Source organism: Devosia sp. (assembly GCF_036676215.1).
GTDB lineage: Bacteria > Pseudomonadota > Alphaproteobacteria > Rhizobiales > Devosiaceae > Devosia.
Genome location: NZ_JAKFDJ010000068.1, coordinates 124,390 through 142,932 on the forward strand (window position 1 = coordinate 124,390; position 18,543 = coordinate 142,932).

18 protein-coding genes are annotated in these 18,543 nt (G+C 63.2%); 9 read left to right on the forward strand and 9 right to left on the reverse strand.

The features are described from left to right. Positions 1-28 precede the first annotated feature (28 nt). From V6M52_RS07145 to V6M52_RS07175, 7 genes are all read right to left on the reverse strand, one after another. Positions 29-1,042, reverse strand: coding sequence for an ABC transporter substrate-binding protein (locus tag V6M52_RS07145; RefSeq protein WP_332692660.1), 1,014 nt, complete (start codon positions 1,040-1,042; stop codon positions 29-31). Positions 1,043-1,060: 18 nt separating this feature from the next. Next, positions 1,061-1,810: an ABC transporter permease gene (locus tag V6M52_RS07150; protein ID WP_332700539.1), complete on the reverse strand. Its 750-nt coding sequence runs from the start codon at positions 1,808-1,810 to the stop codon at positions 1,061-1,063. 76 nt (positions 1,811-1,886) lie between these two features. Then, entirely contained in the window at positions 1,887-2,879 is a 993-nt protein-coding gene (locus V6M52_RS07155) for a LysR family transcriptional regulator (protein WP_332700540.1), read from the reverse strand. Positions 2,880-3,173: 294 nt separating this feature from the next. Continuing rightward, positions 3,174-3,446 (reverse strand): hypothetical protein, encoded by a 273-nt coding sequence (locus V6M52_RS07160; protein ID WP_332700541.1) that lies wholly within the window; start codon positions 3,444-3,446, stop codon positions 3,174-3,176. A 128-nt stretch (positions 3,447-3,574) separates the two neighbouring features. Beyond that, positions 3,575-4,864, reverse strand: a complete 1,290-nt coding sequence (locus V6M52_RS07165; protein WP_332690648.1) for a GGDEF domain-containing protein — start codon at positions 4,862-4,864, stop codon at positions 3,575-3,577. A 40-nt stretch (positions 4,865-4,904) separates the two neighbouring features. Beyond that, a complete protein-coding gene (locus V6M52_RS07170) occupies positions 4,905-5,747 on the reverse strand; it encodes a FecR domain-containing protein (protein ID WP_332700542.1) in 843 nt (280 codons plus the stop codon). A 97-nt stretch (positions 5,748-5,844) separates the two neighbouring features. Beyond that, positions 5,845-6,348 (reverse strand): hypothetical protein, encoded by a 504-nt coding sequence (locus tag V6M52_RS07175; protein ID WP_332700543.1) that lies wholly within the window; start codon positions 6,346-6,348, stop codon positions 5,845-5,847. Between the two features lie 177 nt (positions 6,349-6,525). Between V6M52_RS07175 and V6M52_RS07180 the strand changes: the two genes are divergently transcribed. The 5 genes from V6M52_RS07180 (at position 6,526) to V6M52_RS07200 (ending at position 11,536) form a co-directional block, all read left to right on the forward strand. Further along, on the forward strand, positions 6,526-7,524 hold the full coding sequence (locus tag V6M52_RS07180; protein ID WP_332690657.1) for a sensor histidine kinase: 999 nt from the start codon (positions 6,526-6,528) through the stop codon (positions 7,522-7,524). A 257-nt stretch (positions 7,525-7,781) separates the two neighbouring features. Next, the gene (locus V6M52_RS07185; RefSeq protein WP_332700544.1) at positions 7,782-8,555 is read left to right on the forward strand and encodes an amino acid ABC transporter substrate-binding protein; all 774 of its coding nucleotides are present in this window, start codon (positions 7,782-7,784) and stop codon (positions 8,553-8,555) included. A 79-nt stretch (positions 8,556-8,634) separates the two neighbouring features. Continuing rightward, positions 8,635-9,315, forward strand: a complete 681-nt coding sequence (locus V6M52_RS07190) for an amino acid ABC transporter permease (RefSeq protein WP_332690663.1) — start codon at positions 8,635-8,637, stop codon at positions 9,313-9,315. After that, positions 9,312-10,091: an amino acid ABC transporter ATP-binding protein gene (locus V6M52_RS07195; RefSeq protein ID WP_332700545.1), complete on the forward strand. Its 780-nt coding sequence runs from the start codon at positions 9,312-9,314 to the stop codon at positions 10,089-10,091. The genes V6M52_RS07190 and V6M52_RS07195 overlap by 4 nt, the downstream gene beginning before the upstream one ends. A gap of 188 nt (positions 10,092-10,279) precedes the next feature. Further along, a complete protein-coding gene (locus tag V6M52_RS07200; protein ID WP_332700549.1) occupies positions 10,280-11,536 on the forward strand; it encodes a PQQ-dependent sugar dehydrogenase in 1,257 nt (418 codons plus the stop codon). A gap of 33 nt (positions 11,537-11,569) precedes the next feature. Here the strand turns inward: V6M52_RS07200 and V6M52_RS07205 are convergent, their stop codons facing one another. Beyond that, the gene (locus V6M52_RS07205) at positions 11,570-13,714 is read right to left on the reverse strand and encodes a CHASE2 domain-containing protein (protein WP_332700546.1); all 2,145 of its coding nucleotides are present in this window, start codon (positions 13,712-13,714) and stop codon (positions 11,570-11,572) included. Positions 13,715-13,718: 4 nt separating this feature from the next. Further along, a complete protein-coding gene (locus tag V6M52_RS07210) occupies positions 13,719-14,636 on the reverse strand; it encodes a helix-turn-helix domain-containing protein (RefSeq protein ID WP_332690671.1) in 918 nt (305 codons plus the stop codon). Between the two features lie 104 nt (positions 14,637-14,740). Between V6M52_RS07210 and V6M52_RS07215 the strand changes: the two genes are divergently transcribed. The 4 genes from V6M52_RS07215 to V6M52_RS07230 all read left to right on the forward strand — a co-directional run. Next, positions 14,741-16,015, forward strand: coding sequence for an ABC transporter substrate-binding protein (locus V6M52_RS07215; protein WP_332690673.1), 1,275 nt, complete (start codon positions 14,741-14,743; stop codon positions 16,013-16,015). Positions 16,016-16,120: 105 nt separating this feature from the next. Then, a complete protein-coding gene (locus tag V6M52_RS07220) occupies positions 16,121-17,014 on the forward strand; it encodes a carbohydrate ABC transporter permease (RefSeq protein ID WP_332690676.1) in 894 nt (297 codons plus the stop codon). Beyond that, positions 17,011-17,889: a carbohydrate ABC transporter permease gene (locus V6M52_RS07225; RefSeq protein ID WP_332690679.1), complete on the forward strand. Its 879-nt coding sequence runs from the start codon at positions 17,011-17,013 to the stop codon at positions 17,887-17,889. Before V6M52_RS07220 ends, V6M52_RS07225 begins: the two co-directional genes overlap by 4 nt. A gap of 12 nt (positions 17,890-17,901) precedes the next feature. After that, a partial coding sequence (locus V6M52_RS07230; RefSeq protein WP_332700547.1) for an ABC transporter ATP-binding protein occupies positions 17,902-18,543 on the forward strand: 642 nt, incomplete at its 3' end.

Consider the following 18,543-nt stretch of genomic DNA (forward strand, 5'->3'; position numbering starts at 1 on the left):
TTCTTCCCCCCCGTCGGATAGTCGTTCCTCACCGGGCAGCGGCGTCACCGTCCACAGTGCCCAGGTCAGCAAGTACCGCGTCCACGGGGCCGAAGTCCACCCACTGGTCCAAAGTCACCGGGGTCACACTGGCAAAATCCTCGGTCGAATAGAGCCAGTCCTGGGTGTATTGCAGGTCGGTGGCGTTCATGCCGCCGTTGACGCTCCAGCTCGTTGCGAACGTTGCCGCCAGCGCCTGGAGGCCAGCCTCGTCGGTGTTCGGCGCGTAAGGCACCATGGCCGCGGCCCAGCTGTTGGGATCGGCCGCAAAATCGCGCGAGAGCTTGATCAGCGCACGGATGACGCCCTGCACTTCGGCGCCGCGCTCGTCGAGCACCTTCTGGGTCACGACGTTGACCTTGTTGATGACCGGAGCGGCCGCGTAATATGGCTCCTGGTCGATGAGGAGGTGGTAGCCGGTCTTGTCCGGGATCGACATCCAGACACCGATCGACATCGTGGTGGCGTCGATCTGACCCGCGACCAGAGCCTGCGCGCGGACGTTGGGCTGGCCAATGGCAACCACTTCCATCGCGTTGATATCGAGGCCCCCGCCAGCGAGCACTTTCATCGACAACGAGTGATCAAGGCTGCCTACGCGGCCGACTCCGAACGTGCGACCGGCGAGGGCAGCGACGGTCGTGATGTCGTCCTTGGCTGCGATAACGTAGGGCAGTGACTTGTTTGGTGAGGTCACCGCCTTCAGGTCGGTGGCGCCCTGAGCGACGAGGAGCAGCAGGCCATCGACGCTGACATTGGCCATCTCGCCTTCGCCAGCGGCCAGCGCTTGCAGGGCCGATGGCGTCTGCTCGACGCGGACGAGCTCGACCTCGACACCTTCGGCTTCGAAGTAGCCCTTCTCCAGCGCCAGATCCATGACCGAGTTGGGAACGAGCGGCGGCTCAAGGTGGGTGAGGATCAGCCGGAACGGTGCCGCGGTCGCCGGCTGTGCGAGCATCAGTGCTGCGAGCGCGGGTAGAAGAAGTTGGACAAATTTCTTCATGGTTTCCTCCTTGGGTGGTCAGGTTGGAGCATCGCCCCGCCAGCGCTCAAGGCGCAGTTGCAGGTGGCGAAGGAGTTCGGTGACGATGACGCCCACGGTTGCGAGGATCAGGACGATTACGAAGTACTCGGCCATGCGGAACGTGTTGCCATAGATGGCGAGGAGGCCCCCCAGTCCGCGAACGGCAGTGTAGAGCTCGGCGACCACGGTGTTGATCAGTCCAATGGTCGCGCCGATGCGGAGGCCAACGACGATGAAGGGCACCGCGCTCGGGATGGTGATCCGGGTGAAGATGCGCCACCGGCTCGCACCCACCGACTTCGCCATCTCGACGAGTTCGTCGTTCGAGGCGAGGACACCGGCGTAGGTGTTAAGAAGGATCGGCATCGTGGCGCCGAGAAAGACGATGAAAACTTTCGCCTGCACCCCGAGGCCGAGCAGGACGATGATCAGCGGAATGAAGGCGACCCGCGGCGTCGCGGCCAGCGCGTTAACATAGACGTCGAGCGTTTTGCCGAGCGGCCGGAACCCGCCCATGATGACCCCCGTCGGCACCGCAACCGTGGCGGCGAGCGCAAAGCCAAGACCATAGACAGTCAGGCTGTCCCCGATCGCGATCCAGAGCCGAGCCTCCGAGAAGAGGCGCTGTGCGGCCTCGAAGGTCGCGAGCGGCGTCGGGAAGAGATTCCGAGGAATGAGTTCGGACGCTATGGTCCAGCCGGCCAGAAGGAGGGCCAGGAAACCGAGGCGATAGAGCAAAATAATCATGGCTCAACTCCCCAACAGCCCCATTGTTAGCGCCGATCGGGCGTGCAGGGTCCAATAGCCGCTATAGGTTTCTCTTCTAGCGGCCGTATCCGCTAGGTTTGAGGAAGGGCGGCACCGGGCCGATCTTCGGCCGCACCTGGTCCTGGGCGACCTCACGCAGGGTGTCGATCAGCGCCGAGTAGGGCGCAAGATGGCGGTACTGCGAGGGAACCAGCGCCACCAGCGGACGCGGAATGCCAACCGTCACCTCGTAGAGCCGGATGCCGCCGAGAACCGAGGCGCCGGCAAAGCAGGAGAGCGCCGGTGCGAGGCAGACGCCAAGCCCGGCGCGCACCATCGCCACGGCAACCTCAAAGCTGCGGCACTGTGCGACGACCCGATGGTTGGTCAGGGTAGTCTCATACCACGCCTCGATCCGCTTCTGGTGCTGCGTGCCGTAGATGAAGTGGATCCCGTTGTTGAGGATCGCACGCTGCGCCGCATCGAGCCTGTCCTCGGACGTAACGCCATCGAGCTTGAGCGCCTCCGGCACGACAAGGACATAGGGGTCATCGAGCAGCGGCACCTGCACAAAACCCATGCTGGCCTGGGCAATCGAACTCGCCGCAACGATCCCGACATTGGCCCGCCGAGCATAGAGCATCGCCAGTACGTCGCTCGGACTGCTCTCGTGCAGGTCGAAGCCTATGTCCGGATATTGGTCGTGGAAGCGGCGGAGCGCCTGCGGCAGCAGAACCCGGACAGGTGAGCTGATCCCCGCGATGCCGATGGTCCGGGTGCCGCCGGCAAAGCCGCTGAGCCCATCCTCGAGCTGCTGCATTTCGCGCATCACCGGTTCGGCGCGATCGAGGAGGAAAGTCCCGATCTCGGTCAGCGTCATGCGCGCCGCCCGACGCTCGAACACCTGGTGCCCGATGCTCGCCTCGAGCTTGGCTATCTGCTGGGACAGCGACGGCTGCGACAGCCCGAGCTGTTTGGCGGCCCGGCTCACCGTTCCAGCATGGGCAACCGCCCACACAACACGCAATTGGTGAAGGGTCAGGTGAGGGCCGCCGATAGTCTTGGTCATGATCGGCATGTAGCTGGCGTACCCAAGAATTTCGAGCGGGAGTTAATGGCTTCCATCACCAGATGCGAGCTCAGATGGCCCGTCGGTCGCGCAGATATTTGCGCCGGACAATGGTGCGCGGCACTGGTGAAAGAACTGTTAGCATGGTGCGTGCCTGGGTGACGGCACCACCCTCACCCATCACCGAACGCGACACCTCGGTCGGCCTGTACGCTTCAAGAAGAAGGCCCAGGAAAGCCCTGGGCCCAGTTGAATTGGTCAGCCTTGCAGGTTTGGCTTGAAAACCTGTCGACCTCAAGCGCCGTTGCCGGGTTCCGCGTGAGTTAGCCATCCCGTCGACAGCCAACGTTTGGCCTGGCTCATCACCCGCCGCCGCTGAATCAGGTGTTCGGTCAGCAGCGCCTTCACCGTGTCGGCCGCCGATGCGTTGCCCAGCGGACTCAACATCATATGGCCGTCCATCCGGGCATGGATGACGTTGTTTTCGACGTAGTAGCTGGCACGATGAATCTTACCATCATGCGTAACTTCAACAGTCTGGACTAGACATTCGCGTTCCTGTTTCATGGCCACCTCCGGCCATAACCATGGACATCGACGTCACCGCTTTCAAGTTAGCATTGCTGACCATTTTACAGGGCGCGGCGTGGCGCTGACCGCATCCGTATTGGGCCAGATCCTATCGCATTGCTCGTCTAAATCGTCTCAGAGATGGACGACAAAGTAGCGGGAACAATCTGGGGTTCGGAGGCAAAGACCATCGCCCGATTTCGCCCCGCGCGCTTGGCGGCATAGAGCGCTTCATCGGCCTGTCGCTGGAGACGCTCAGGGGCGTGCTTCTCCGGACTGGTAGGCCCCGCCGCAACTCCGATACTCACTGTGACAAACGGTGCCACCCGTGAACCGGGGCTTGGAAATGCGGCTGCGGCGATGGAACTGCATATCTGTTCGGCCACCGCGAGAGCTTCGGCAGCCGTGGCGTTAAACAGGAGGATCATGAACTCCTCGCCGCCATAGCGGGCGACGCAATCCTGCTTGGATCGCAGGTTATGTTTGATGAGGTTTGCCACCTGCTGGAGGCAGCGATCGCCTTCGGCATGGCCGCGCTGATCGTTCAACGCCTTGAAATCATCGATATCGCACATCAGAACCGCGACCGTGTCGGCTTCCAGCCAGAGCTTGCCAAGCAGTTCGCGCATCCAGCGGCGGTTGGCCACGCCCGTCAGCGGGTCGATCTTGGACAGCTCGTCGAGCCGATGATTTGCTTCGGCCAGCTCGGCCACGTGTCGGCGATCTCGCAGTTCAAGCAGGAAGGATTTCTGCGCCAGGATGGTGGCGGTCCGCCGCGCCATGACGGTCGCGATCACCCCACAAAAATAGAAAAAGAACCCCGATAGGGCGCTCCGGGCCTCTACCATGGGATTTTGCAGCTGCAACAGGAGGTAGAGGCTGAGAACGATGGCGGCCAGAGCCACGGTGTGGCGCATGGGCACGGTGAAAATGATGATGCCGGTGATGGCCGTAAAGACCATCACATTGAGAAAGCGCTCGTAGAGCTCGCCCCCACCGGCCACACCCATCAGGCCGACGCCGAGCAGCATGAAGAACATGGCGACCGTCAGCGACCAGTGCAGCACACGATTTGACCGACGCTTGCGCCAGACCAGGAGCGCCGCAAGGGCGGCAGCGAGGACCATCGCCGCAGGCAGCAGCATCGCCACCCCAGATGTTTGGGGCAGCAGAACCAGGTTCAGCACCAGGGTCAAACCCTCAAGAACCATGACCCAGACCAGCCAGGATCGAACAATCATGGCGGCTTGTCGCCAGGTTCGATCCCAGAACGCCTGGGCCACCTGACCCTTAAGCCGGATGTTGCGGGTTCGACCCGAGAGGAGGCGCTCGACCTCTGCCATAATCGACAGATCTTGAACATGCGCGTCCAGAACGCCCGCTGCCGTCACGGACCTGTACGATTGGACGTTCATCGTTCAGTTCGCGCCACAACCGAAGGACGCCTGGACCTGGTCATCCCTTCTTTCCGTTCCCGTTCCCGTTCCCGTTCCCGTTCCCGTTCTCACTGCCGCGGCCGTTGCCGTTCTCAGCATTGCCGCCGCCCCTGCCCGAGGATTCGCCGCCGCTGCCGCCAGCATTGCTGACGCCGCCCGACTTGTCGTTGCCATTTCCGTTGTTCAAGGACCCGCCCGCATTGCCGTTGGCCGAACCGGCCGAAGCGACATTTTCGCCTGATTGGCCCTGGGCGAGCGAGGCGGACGGGTTGGGCTGGGTCGCCGCAGGCGCGGGTGGAGCCGGCGCGTTTATGGCGCGGGCTATGATATTGTCAAAAGCAATGGGGGTTACGCCCGTGGAAACCTGCTGGCCAGCCTCGACGTATACGGAGCTATCCGCCCGAGTGTCCGCGACCGCCACGACCCCGCGGGCGACAGCAACCGTTGAGCCCTCCTCGGAGGTGGCGACCGTAAAGGCGGTGCCCTTTACGATGGCAGCAAGATAGGACGTCTGAACGGCAAAGTGCTGGACGTTCCGCGCTTCCGCATCGACCCCAACCGTACCAGCGTGATTATAGACGGTAGTGAATCCGGCGCTGTCGGCGATCTGCGCCGTGGTGTCAGGCCCGAACTCGATCGTCTCCTGCCCTCGCACCAGGGTAATCCGCCCATCGGGCGCGCTCTTGATCACGCGATCGTCGGGCACCACGCTGCCGCGAAACAGTTGCACCCAGGCGCCATTTTCCAGGGCGAACACCCCCCCTCGCAGGCGCACGGCAGTCCAGTCGTCTGCCACGGCTCCCGCCGGGCTCATGATGAGCGCTATCGATACGATGGTGCCTGACACAAAGCGCTTGCGCATTTGCGATCCCCTCAGTTTTTGATGTTCGACCCTTGGGAGAATGGGGCGGGCTCGGGTAGCAAAGCCTTAACGAGACCCGCAATGATCGGCGGAAGGTTTAGAAGGCCCTAACCAGACCGCCTAGAATGCGATGATTTGCAGGGTCGCCAGACAGGTCGTGACCATACCGATAGTCCAGACGCAGCGCGACGTCCGAGGTCAGGAGGAAATCTGTGCTGATGCCGATGGAGGCAAAAGCGCCGGTCGCCGTGCTATGACCGAGGCCCGCATTTCCGAAAACGCTCAGGGCATCGGTCAGTGGCAGCCCGATCCGGACGCCGGCCTCTATCTCGGCATCGCCGTTCGAGACCAAAGCCAGCCCTTCGACGCCAATAAGCAGATCCGAGGCGTGCACGGTATTGCCGACGACAATGCCCAGCGCCGCACCGCCAGGCCCGTTGGAAGAATATCCTGCCAGAATGCCGGCATAGAGCCCATCCGTGCCGACTGACACATAGGTTGTGGGCAGAGGCGGAAGGTCGGGCAGTACTGGCATGGGGCCGGCCATAACCGGACCTACCGTGCTCGAAAACAAAGCCGCGACCAGAGCGAAAACCCGCACATCAACCTCCCCGATATGTCGAATGGACCGTAATCGATCATGGTTACCGCCGCTTTAAGGAGCGCGCTCTTGCCAGGATGGTTGCTCGTGCCGGACTTGCCGCTGCCGCCTTCGCTAGGCAACGGCAGGGTGGCGTATGCCCAGGCAATCTGCTCAAGTACAGGTGAGGAGGCCGCCATGCCATTTGTCGACGAGAGCCATCCCCTCTGGGAGGTGAAGAACCTTAAGCGGGCCCTTCACGCGGCCGGGGTGGCCCTCTGGTCGTGGAGCGTCGAAACGGACGCCTTTGCGATGGACGAGCAGGCCTTCGAACTATGGGGCCTGCCGCAGAAGAGCGAGGTGACGTTCGAGGATTTGTCGTCCCGTATCCATCCTGCGGACCGGGATCGGGTGCGGGCCGCATTCACCGCGACGCGGGCGCTAATCGGCGCCTACGAGATCGACTTCCGAATCCTCCTGGACCAGGAAATCCGGTGGGTCTCTGCCCGCGGCCTGGGCAATGACGAGGGGCTGCACAAGGGCCAGATGTCCGGCGTCTTCCTCGACGTCACTGGTCGCAAGCAGGCCGAAGAGGGCCATGAACTCCTCGCCGGGGAGATGAGCCATCGCGTCAAGAATCTGCTGGCTATTGCAGCCGGCCTCACCAATCTGACATCCCGCTCGACCACCTCGGTCGAAGAGATGGCCAAGGAGTTGACGGAACGCCTGACCGCGCTCGGAAGGGCTCACGACCTCGTCCGTCCCCTGCCCGGGCACCAGGGCCGGGCCGCCCTGCTGGGTGATCTCATAGCCGTGCTCCTGGCACCCTATGACGATTCTGGCGCCTTTAGCGGGCGCATCCGCGTTGCTGTTCCGCGCATGGGCATCGGCGAGGTGTCGGCGACCACCCTGGCCCTGGTCATCCACGAACTGGCCACAAACTCGTTGAAGTATGGCGCTCTCTCGGTGGGGTCAGGAATGCTGGACATCTCGGGAACGTCGTTAGACGATGAGGTCAGCATGGTATGGACCGAACGTGGTGGTCCGTCTGTAGCGCCTCCGGATGGGCAAGGGTACGGCAGCAAGCTTCTCAACCGCAGTGTTTCCGGACAGCTTGGCGGATCCATCAAGACCGACTGGTCGGAAGAAGGCGTCATTGTCACGGTAACAATGAATGCGCAGCGGTTATCGCGCTGACGGACCCGCATCGTGAAGCCGTCCTGATCAGTCTTTTCAAGGGGCGCGCTCTGGAGCGTGACCCGGCGCGCCTTGGTGTCGGCCACGGCGGTGCGCGCCGGCCCCGATAGTTGGTATTGGCAACTCCGGGCCTGATCGAATTGAGCATGCGCGTGCCGAGCCATCCCAGGCAGAGAAACATCCTTCCAGGTGGTTGAAACCGGCCGTCTGCAGGCGCAGCTTTCAACACCTGATGCTTGCGTTAGTAGGAGAAGAAAATGAAGCTTTCGAAGTCGTTACTGGCTATTGGCCTGGTGCAGCTGGCCTTGGCTACACCCGTATTCGCGCAGTCGGCACTCGACCAGATCAAAGAGGCCGGCGAGCTGCGGATTGGTACTGAAGGCACCTACGCGCCGTTCACCTTCCATGACGCTTCGGGCGCGCTGGTGGGCTTTGACGTGGAGATCGGGCGTGAGGTCGCCGAGCGCCTCGGTGTGGAAGCCGAGTTTGTCGAAGGACCGTGGGACGGCTTGATCGCGGGCATCGACGCCAACCGCTATGACGTGGTGATCAACCAGGTCGGCATCAACGAGGAGCGTCAGGCCAAGTACGACTTCTCCGAGCCCTACATCGCCTCCAAGGCGGCACTCGTGGTCAAGGGCGACAATGCCGACATTACCAGCTTCGAAGACCTGTCGGGCAAGCGGTCGGCACAGACGCTGACCAGCAATTACGGCAAGCTGGCCCAGGAATATGGCGCGGAAATCGTTCCGACCGAAGGCTTCGATCAGTCCATTGCTCTTGTGCTGCAGGGGCGTGCCGATGCGACGATCAACGACAGCCTGTCCTTCTTTGATTTCAAGAAGCAGCAGCCCGACGCCGATGTGAAGATCGCCGCCACCGAGGCGGACGCCGATTTCTCGGGCGTGTTGCTGGCCAAGGGCAAGCCGGAACTGCTCGAGGCCATCAATGCCGCCCTCGCCGCCATCAAGGATGATGGCACCTATGCCGAGATTTCCCAGAAATACTTCGGCGAGGACGTCTCGCAGTAGCCTTGTCGCCTGGGGCTGTTTACAAGGATCGGCCGACGCTTTCGGCCGATCCTTTTTTCACGACTGACGGAATCGCCTGATGCCGCACTGGCTCTCCTTGATGATCGAGTCGCTACCGTCACTGCTGTGGGCCTGCCTGGTCTTCACGGTGCCGCTGACGCTGCTATCCTTTGCCCTGGGCCTGGGTGTCGGCTTCGTGGTGGCGCTGACGCGGCTCTTCGCCCCCGGTCCATTGGTTGCCCTGGTCCGCTTCTATGTGTGGATCATCCGGGGCACGCCGCTGCTGGTGCAGCTCTTCCTGATCTTTTACGGCCTGCCCAGCGTCGGCATCGTGCTCGATGCCTTCCCGGCGGCGCTGATCGGCTTCACGCTCAATGTGGGCGCCTATACGTCCGAGATCATCCGGGCGGTGCTCGTATCGGTACCCAAGGGACAGTGGGAGGCGGCCTATTCGATCGGCATGACCTGGCGACAGGCGATGTATCGCACCATCCTGCCCCAGGCCGGTCGCATCGCCGTGCCGCCGCTGTCCAACACCTTCATCTCGCTGGTCAAGGACACTTCCCTTGCCGCCGCGATCACGGTGCCGGAGCTGTTCAGGGCGGGGCAACGCATCGTCGCCACCAGCTATGAGCCGCTGATCCTCTATGTCGAGGTTGCGCTCATTTATCTGGTGGTGAGCTCGGTGCTCTCCAGCTTGCAGGCGCGGCTGGAAAAACGTCTTTCCCGCTACGGCGGCTATATCGAGGCAGCGTCGTGATCACCCTCGAACACATCCACAAGAGCTTTCAGGACAACCATGTTCTCAACGGCGTCAGCCTGATTGTTCCCGAAGGCGGCGTCACCGCACTGATCGGCGCCTCGGGAAGCGGCAAGAGCACGCTGCTGCGCTGCGTCAACCTGCTGGAAATTCCGCAATCGGGGCGCGTGCGCATCGATGACGCGATCATCGATTTCTCGCCGGATGGAAAAGTCCACCGCAATGCCATCCTGGCGCTCCGGCGCAAGACCGGCATGGTGTTCCAGAATTTCCAGCTCTTCCCCCATCTCACCGCGCTGGAAAACGTCATGGAGAGCCTGGTGACCGTATTGAAGTGGCCGCGCGAAAAGGCGCGGATACGGGGAATGGAATTGCTGGAAAAGGTCGGCATGGTGGAGAAAGCCGAGGCCTGGCCCGCCAATCTCTCAGGCGGTCAACAGCAGCGCGTGGCGATTGCCCGGGCGCTGGCCCCTACCCCCAAGGTGCTGCTGTGCGACGAGCCGACCTCGGCGCTCGATCCGCAACTGGCGGTGGAAGTGGTCGAGGTGCTGGCACAACTGGCGCGCGAGGGCACGACCATGCTGATGGCGACCCACGATCTGCGACTGGCTGCCACCATCGCCAGCAATGTGGTGTTCCTCGATGCTGGCGAGATCGTCGAGGCCGGTTCGGCCAGGCAGGTCTTCGGCGCTCCGGCAGAGGAGCGCACCAAGCGGTTCGTCTCGACCCTGACCGCGCAAACCACGCTGGGCGCACCGGATTCTCCGGCTGGCTAACGTCGCTGCCTGCCTCAAACTTCCATACGAGTCGCTTGCGCTGACGCGGGACTTCGCGCAAAACCAGCACACGGCACTCGCCGCATCCCCACCAGACAGCCTCTCAGGAACTTCTCATGGTCGGAACCACAATTCTCGTCTTGCTCGTGCTTGCCGCACTGGTCGCTGCGGCGGTGTGGTACTGGATCATGGAATATCCCCGTCACCCCCGCTACCACGTGCCAGCCTATGGCACGGCGCCGCAGATTCCCGAGGCGCATCCGCAGGGTGCCATGCCGACCCTCAAGATGCCAACCGCCAAGGGCTGGGCGCCGGGCGACAAGCCAACGCCAGCGCCGGGTCTGTCGGTCAGCGCCTTCGCCATGAAGTTCGAGCATTGCCGCTGGATCTATACGCTGCCCAACGGCGACGTTCTGGTGGCGGAGGCCTCGTCGGAGGCCGGCAAGATCAGGTCGGTCATGGACCTGGCCATGACCCAGACCATGAAACGCGCCGGTGCGCTGCATCCGAGCGCCAATCGCATCATCCTGCTGCGTGATGCCGATGGCGATGGCGTTCCCGAGATCCGCGAGACCTTCCTCGAAAACCTGAGCCAGCCTTTCGGCATGGCCCTCGTCGGGGACACTTTCTATGTCGGTAATGCCGACAGTGTCGTCGCCTTCCCCTATGAGACCGGTCAGACGCGGATCACCGCTCCCGGGCGCAAGCTGACCGACCTCAAGCCCGGCGGGCACTGGACGCGCAACCTCATCGCCAGCGCTGACGGCAGCAAGCTGTTCATCGGCGTCGGCTCGCAGAGCAATATCGCCGAGAGCGGCTTCGACGTTGAAGTGGACCGCGCCGCCATTCTCGAACTCGACCTCGTCACCGGCCAGCGCCGCACCTTTGCCGGCGGCTTGCGCAATCCCGTCGGCATGGCCTTCGAACCCACCACCGGTTCGCTCTGGACCGTGGTCAACGAGCGCGACGGCCTGGGCGACGAAACCCCGCCCGATTACCTGACCTCGGTCAAGGATGGCGGCTTTTACGGCTGGCCCTATTCCTATTGGGGCCAGATCGTCGATGACCGCGTCACCCCGCCCAATCCGGCCCTGGTCGCCAGCGCCATCGCGCCCGATTTTGCCCTTGGCGGCCACACGGCCTCGCTTGGCCTCTGCTGGGTGCCCGAGGGCACGCTGCCGGGCTATCCCGCCGGCATGGCCATCGGCCAGCATGGCTCGTGGAACCGCAGCAAGCTCAGCGGCTATCGCGTCGTGCTGGTGCCCTTCGCCGACGGCAAGCCGACCGGCCAGCCGCCGATCGATCTGCTGACCGGCTTCCTCGCGCCCGACGAGAAATACTCCAGCGGCCGCCCGGTGGGCGTGGCGCTGGCAAAGGACGGCGCCCTGCTCGTTGCCGACGATGTCGGCCACGCCATCTGGCGCATCACGCCGGCGGCGCGCTAGGCACGGCACCCGGCCCACCCGGATGATCGCGCTCTATCGCGTGCTGGTGTTGGCCGGATTGACCTGGTGGCTGGTGTCCAGGCTGGCCGACGCGGCAAGGACGAAGTCCTCCCGGCGATTGTGGCTGGCGTCATAGAAATCGCCCAGCCGGGGGTCGATCAGCGCCGCAGCTGCCCGGCATTGAGCGAAGGCCTCGGGCGCCGCATCGCCCCTGGCCCAGGCCGCCACAAGCGCGTCGTGGTCCAACTGCAGCGCCACAAAAACCTCCGACGCCGCGAGCGAGGCCGGTCCGACCAGCAGGTGGATCGGCTCAGGATGGCTGATGCCCTTGAGCACCACGCAGCCGGCATCCAGAAATGCCAGCTCAGGCACGGCCGCTCGCGTCTCGGCCGTGACGAGGATGTCGTAGCCGACATGTCTGCAGGCGCCCTCCAATCGGCTGGCAACGTTGACCGTGTCGCCGATGCAGGAATAGTCGAAGCGCGCCTCGAACCCCATATTGCCCACCAGCGCCGGCCCGGTGGAAATGCCGATGCCGATAGCGATCGGCTCAACGCTGGCCTGCTGCCCATTGAGGCGGTGCAGGGCCTCGCGCATGGCGAGCGCCGCCTCGCAGGCGCGCCGGGCATGCTGCGGCACGTCCACCGGGGCGTTCCAGAACGCCATGACGGCATCGCCCATGAATTTGTCGATGGTGCCCAGATGGGCGACGATGGCCGCCCCCAGCGCCGCGAACAGGCGATTGAGAATGCCGACCAGCTCGGCAGGCGCGGTGCGTTCGCTGAGCGCGGTGAAGTTGCGCACATCCGAGAACATTACCGTCAGCTCGCGCACGTCACCACCCAGCTTCAGCAGCCCGTCATCGGCCTCGATCTGGGCCAGCAGCGACGGCTCGACATAGTGGGCGAAGGCCCTGCGGATGCGGCGCTTGTCGGCGTCGGTTACCGCGAACTGGAAGAAGGCCATGGCCGCATAGGCCACCAGCACGGCAAAGAGGGCAAAGCCGGGGTCGATCAGCAGGCCATAGCGCGCAAAGGCAAGCCAGCTGCCCGCCAGGACGGCTGCCGCCACGACGCCCGAAACCAGCAGCCCCAGCAACGGACCGGTCAGCAGCAAGGCCAGCACCACGGCGACCGCGCTGGCGGCGATGAGCAGCAGTTCCAGTCCACCCACCCAGTCGGCGCGATGCAGGAAGGTGCCCGTCAGCATCTGTTCCAGCGCCTGCAAATGGATCGACACCCCCGGCACCGCCCCGCCCAGCGGGCTGGCGCGAATATCGAGCAGGCCGGCCGCCGACGCGCCGATCAGCACGATATGGCCCGACAGCAAGGGCGCGAGTTCGGTGTAGTCAGCCGAAAGCAGCCGCTGTGCCGACACATAGGTTTCGGGCGCAAGTTCCCGATAGTAGAGCCACATGTCTCCGCTGGGCCCGGTGGGTACGTCGAACTGACCGATCCTCAGCCCTTCCACCGTCCCGGCTCCGGCCGTATCGCCCAGGACGACCAATGTCGAGACGCCCAGCGCCACCCGCAGTGTTTCGACCGACAGGGTGGGCAGCGGCGCGGTGCCGCTCGACCACAGCAGCGGCAGCCGCCGCGCCACCCCGGCCCCTTCGCGATCAAGGCTCGCCACGCCCAGACCCGCCGCGGCCTCAGCCAGCGCAGGCAGCGGCGCCGCAACGCCATCCAGCACCGGCAGGCTGGGCAAGGAATCGGTGCCGGTCATCGCGTAGCCGGACTTGGGCGCGGGCGGGGCAGTGCCCTGCCCGGCCCGGCTCATCACCAATATGGTCGGCCGCCCCGCCAGCGCCTGGGCGAACTGTGCATCATAGTCTGCACCGCCCGCCACGATGGCGGACGGCGACAACCGGTCCGGCTCGGCGAACAGGATGTCGAAGGCCACCGCCGCAGCGCCGAGTTCGGTGAGCCGGTCAGCGATGCGCGCCATGATCTGTCGCGACCACGGCCATTGCCCTAGGGCGATGAGCGAAGCTTCATCAATATCGACGATGCGCACCGGCAGATCGACGGGCGCCTGCCTCGGCTGGAGTTGCTGGAACACATCGAAGGTGGTTTCGCGCGCTACCCGCACGGCATAGGGATCCGCTGCCCGCAGCGATACCAACGCAACGACGACAGCGCCGCCGAACAGCAGTGCCGCAGCGCGCCGCTTCCACATCTGGCTAGTTCATTTGTACGGTTGAACCGGACTGGACGGTCACGGGCGCGCTCGGCCGCCCCCGGACGTCGCGGCGGAAATCGGTCGGCGACATGCCTGCAATCTTGCGGAACGACTTGTTGAAAGCACTGAGTGAACCAAAGCCGCTATCCATCGCCACCTGCAGCACATTCGCCTCTTCCTGCATCAGCAGGGCCTGCGCATAGCTCAGCCGCATCAGGTTCACATAATCGTTGAGCGTCATGCCCGTCGACTTCTTGAACACGTTCATCGCGTATTTCGGATGGATATCGGCGGCCGAGGCAATATCGCAGGAATCGATGTCTTCGCGGAAATTGTCGGCGATAAAATCGCAGATACGAACGACGATCGGCGATGAGTGGTGATCCAGGCCTTCAACGGCGCTCACCACGTCGGCCGGGCCCGGCAATAGCGTATAGGGATCGAACCGAACGCGCTCGATGCGCAACAGCAGTTCGTCAACCGCCATGCCCGCCTTCATCGGATCGCCCGAGCGGGCATAATCGTTCCATCGCGCAAAATTGAGCGTGTCTGAAGCGTCGGTCGCCTGGGTGATCAGGGTTGCGCCCTGCATCAGCTTGGACTGCACATCCTGCGGCAGGCGCAGGCGGAAAAAATGCACCAGCGGCAGGTGCCCGCCGGCATAGACCACGTCATCCGCCGCGTCGTCCATCTGGTGGGGTAAACCGCCCCAGAACAGGACAAGGTCGCCCTCATTGAAGCGGACCTCGTGGCCGCTCATGCGATAATGGACCCAGCCGCGCACGATGTAGTTGACCTCGACCTGCGCGTGCCAATGGGGTGCCCGCATGACCGGTGGCGCCGCATGAAACATCGACATACGCGTTGGAAGCCGCTCTACCCCATTGGCATCGGGTACATAATACGCCCTTTGCGCCATCTTACTTTCCGCCAACTCTGCATGCCTAATGTGAGGGACGCCACGCTTTATGTGGTTAGCTTAGGAAGCGCTCAGCATAAGAGCAAATGAAAAGGGAGGACTACATGATCCGCATTACTTCGCGGTGGCGCAACACGCTTGCCGTCGCGCTGACCGGCGTTAGCCTGTTCAGTGTCACCGCCGCCTCGGCCGGAGAAATCTCGGTCTGGGTCTGGGACAAGGCTTTCAACGGCGATACCATGCGGGAAGCTGGCGCGCTCTACACCGCGGAGCATCCCGACGTGACGTTTAATGTGGACGACACCGCCAGCCAGGATGACATCCGCGCCAAGCTGCAGACGCAGCTTCTGGCCGGCAGCACCGAAGGCCTTCCGGACATCGTGCTGATCCAGGACGATATCGCCCAGAAGTATCTCCAGTCGTTCCCCGGCGCCTTCGAGCCGCTGTCTGACTCCATCGATATGTCGGTCTTCGCTCAGTACAAGGTGGCGGCCGCAACGCTCGACGGCAAGTCCTACTCGGTGCCCTTCGACTCTGGCGTCACCGGCCTGTTCTACCGTTCGGACTATCTCGAGCAGGCCGGGTTCACCGGTGCCGACCTCGAGAACATCACCTGGGACCGCCTGATCGAAATCGGCACTGAAGTGAAGGCCAAGACCGGCAAGCCGCTGCTCGACCTCGACCTCAACGATACCGGCGTCATCCGCATGATGATGCAGTCGGCCGGCGAGTGGTATTTCAATGCGGACGGCAGCCTGCACATCACCGACAATGCCGCGCTCAAGAAGTCGCTCGAGACCTATGCAAAGCTCTTCCAGGCAGACCTGGTGAAGCCGGTGTCGGGCTGGGCTGAATATACCGGTGCCTTCACCTCGGGCGAAGTGGCCGTGGTTCCCGTCGGCGTCTGGATCACCGCGACGATCAAGGCCAATGCCGATCAGTCGGGCCTGTGGGGCGTTGCGCCGATCCCGCGCCTCGATATGGAAGGCTCGGTCAATGCCTCGAACCAGGGTGGTTCGAGCTGGTTCGTGCTGTCGTCCTCGGACAACAAGGAAGAGACCATCGACTTCCTCAAGACCGTCTGGGCCGGCAATGTCGACTTTTACCAGGACATCCTGATCAAGCGCGGCGCCGTCGGCTCCCTGCTCGCTGCCCGCGAAGGCGATGCCTTCAAGGCGTCGGACGACTTCTTCGGCGGCGCTCCGGTGTGGCAGAACTTCTCCACCTGGCTGAGCCAGATTCCGAGCGTGGACTACGGCACCTTCACCGCCGAAGTTGACTCGGCTGTCCAGGCCCAGGTTCCTGGCATCATCGAGGGCGGCGACCTCGATGCCGCGCTCCAGGCCATTCACGACCAGGCCCAGCAGCAGATGCAGTAAGCTGCACGGGAAGGCGAGCTCGACTCGCTTTCCCAGCCGGGCGTCGCAGTAGCGGCGCCCGGCCCTATCGGCCATGCTAGGCTGCGGCACCGGGGAGGGTGAGAATTGGCACAGGCGCGACTTGATCGCAGAGAGAACATTACCGGCTGGGCCTTCATTGCCCCCGCCCTGATCCTGCTCGGATTGTTCATGATCTACCCGATCGTCTGGTCGCTCTGGATGAGCTTCCAGGTCGGCAAGGGCATGAATCTCAGCTTCGGCGGATTTGCCAATATCCTGCGGCTGACCAAGGATCCGGTCTTCCTGCGGGCGCTGGGCAATACGTTCACGTTCTTCATCTTCCAGGTGCCGATCATGATCGTGCTGGCGCTGCTGTTCGCGGTTGCGCTCAACGATTCCACCCTCCGCTTCCGTGGCTTTTTCCGCACGGCGATCTTTCTGCCCTGCGCCACCTCGCTGATTGCCTATTCGACCGTCTTCAAGTCGATGTTCGCCATAGATGGCGTGGTCAACCAGACGCTGATGCAACTGCACCTGATCAATGGGCCCATCTCCTGGCTGGGCGACCCCTTCTGGGCCAAGGTGCTGATCATTATGGCCATCACCTGGCGCTGGACCGGCTACAACATGATCTTCTATCTGGCCGCACTGCAGAATATCGACCGCTCGATCTACGAGGCGGCAAGGATCGACGGCGTCCCCGCCTGGGCGCGCTTCCGCTACATTACCATTCCCATGCTCAAGCCGGTGATCTTGTTCACTACGGTCATATCGACCATCGGCACGCTGCAGCTGTTCGACGAAGTGGCCAATCTCACGGCCGGAACCGGTGGACCCTCGGATTCGACGCTGACGCTGTCGCTCTATATCTACAACCTCACCTTCAAGTTCATGCCCAGTTTCGGTTATTCGGCAACCGTGTCCTGGGTCATCGTGGTGCTGGTGGGCATTCTCAGCCTCATCCAGTTCATTATCGCCCGCGATCGGAGGGCAGCATGACCGTGTCCTCTATGACCACGAGCGGCGTCGACCGGGCCGCTGCACGGTCCAGCGTGCCCGCTAATCCCTGGGGCCCCATCCGGCGCGCACTGGTCTATGTGCTGCTGTCCGTCGCTGCCTTCGCCTCGATCTTTCCCTTCTACTGGATGGTCGTGGGCGCAAGTAACACCTCGGCCGACATCATCAAGGGCAAGACCTCGATCGGGTCCGCCCTCATCACCAACGCCACGGCCTTCTTCAGCCAGGTCGACGCCGTCCGCATCTTCTGGAATTCTGGCGTCATCGCTGTTGTCGCCACGGTGTTGACCCTGGCGATCTCCTCGCTGGCCGGTTATGGCTTCGAAATGTTCCGCTCGCGGGTGCGCGAGCGCATCTTCGGCTTCCTGCTGCTGCTGTTGTCCATTCCCTTCGCGGCGATGATGGTGCCGCTCTTCGTGATGTTCAGCCAGGCCAAGCTGGTCAATACATTCGCGGCGGTCATCCTGCCGACCGTGGCCTCGATCTTCATCATTTTCTACTTCCGCCAGACCACCAAGGCCTTCCCTACCGAGCTGCGCGACGCCGCCAAGATCGACGGCCTCAAGGAGTGGCAGATCTTCCTGTTCGTCTATCTGCCGGTGATGCGCTCTACCTATGCGGCGGCCACGATCATCGTCTTCATGTCGAACTGGAACAATTACCTCTGGCCGCTCGTCGTGCTGCAGACCGCGGAGAACAAGACCATCACGCTGATCCTGTCCGGCCTGACGGCGGCCTATACGCCCGATTATGGGCTGATCCTGTTCGGCACCGTTCTCGCCACCCTGCCCACTCTCGTCATCTTCTTCCTGCTCCAGCGCCGCTTCGTCGAGGGCATGCTGGGCGCGGTCAAATAAGGTTCAGAACCCATGAGCAGCCTGAAGCTTACGGACGTCCACAAGGCCTACGGGAAACTGGAAGTCATCAAGGGCGTCAACCTTGAGATCAAGACCAAGGAGTTCGTCGTTTTCGTCGGCCCCTCGGGCTGCGGCAAGTCCACATTGCTGCGCATGATCGCCGGGCTCGAGCACATAACCGCTGGCGATCTTGAGATCGGCGGGCAGCGCATGAACGACGTCGATCCGTCCAAGCGCGGCATCGCCATGGTGTTTCAGTCCTATGCCCTCTATCCGCATATGACGGTGCGCGAGAATATGGGCTTCGCCCTGCGCTTTGCCGGTGTGGCGAAGGACCAGATCGCCAGACAGGTAGAAGAAGCCGCGCGCATTCTGGCGCTTGGGCCCCTGCTCGATCGCCTGCCCAAGCAACTCTCCGGCGGTCAGCGGCAACGCGTCGCCATCGGCCGGGCGATCGTGCGCAACCCGCAGGTGTTCCTGTTCGACGAGCCGCTGAGCAATCTCGACGCCGAGCTCCGCGTGCATATGCGGATCGAGATCGCGCGCCTGCACAAGGAACTGCAGACCACGATGATCTATGTGACGCACGACCAGGTCGAGGCCATGACCCTGGCCGATACCATCGTGGTGCTGCGCGACGGCATCATCGAGCAG

Coding starts and splice junctions, on each gene's coding strand:
- V6M52_RS07225 (WP_332690679.1), top strand. CDS start 17,011: ATGACCGTGTCCTCTATGACCACGAGCGGCGTCGACCGGGCCGCTGCA.
- V6M52_RS07215 (WP_332690673.1), top strand. CDS start 14,741: ATGATCCGCATTACTTCGCGGTGGCGCAACACGCTTGCCGTCGCGCTG.
- V6M52_RS07190 (WP_332690663.1), top strand. CDS start 8,635: ATGCCGCACTGGCTCTCCTTGATGATCGAGTCGCTACCGTCACTGCTG.
- V6M52_RS07210 (WP_332690671.1), bottom strand. CDS start 14,636: ATGGCGCAAAGGGCGTATTATGTACCCGATGCCAATGGGGTAGAGCGG.
- V6M52_RS07160 (WP_332700541.1), bottom strand. CDS start 3,446: ATGAAACAGGAACGCGAATGTCTAGTCCAGACTGTTGAAGTTACGCAT.
- V6M52_RS07205 (WP_332700546.1), bottom strand. CDS start 13,714: ATGTGGAAGCGGCGCGCTGCGGCACTGCTGTTCGGCGGCGCTGTCGTC.
- V6M52_RS07155 (WP_332700540.1), bottom strand. CDS start 2,879: ATGACCAAGACTATCGGCGGCCCTCACCTGACCCTTCACCAATTGCGT.
- V6M52_RS07145 (WP_332692660.1), bottom strand. CDS start 1,042: ATGAAGAAATTTGTCCAACTTCTTCTACCCGCGCTCGCAGCACTGATG.
- V6M52_RS07170 (WP_332700542.1), bottom strand. CDS start 5,747: ATGCGCAAGCGCTTTGTGTCAGGCACCATCGTATCGATAGCGCTCATC.
- V6M52_RS07150 (WP_332700539.1), bottom strand. CDS start 1,810: ATGATTATTTTGCTCTATCGCCTCGGTTTCCTGGCCCTCCTTCTGGCC.
- V6M52_RS07185 (WP_332700544.1), top strand. CDS start 7,782: ATGAAGCTTTCGAAGTCGTTACTGGCTATTGGCCTGGTGCAGCTGGCC.
- V6M52_RS07180 (WP_332690657.1), top strand. CDS start 6,526: ATGCCATTTGTCGACGAGAGCCATCCCCTCTGGGAGGTGAAGAACCTT.
- V6M52_RS07200 (WP_332700549.1), top strand. CDS start 10,280: ATGGAATATCCCCGTCACCCCCGCTACCACGTGCCAGCCTATGGCACG.
- V6M52_RS07165 (WP_332690648.1), bottom strand. CDS start 4,864: ATGAACGTCCAATCGTACAGGTCCGTGACGGCAGCGGGCGTTCTGGAC.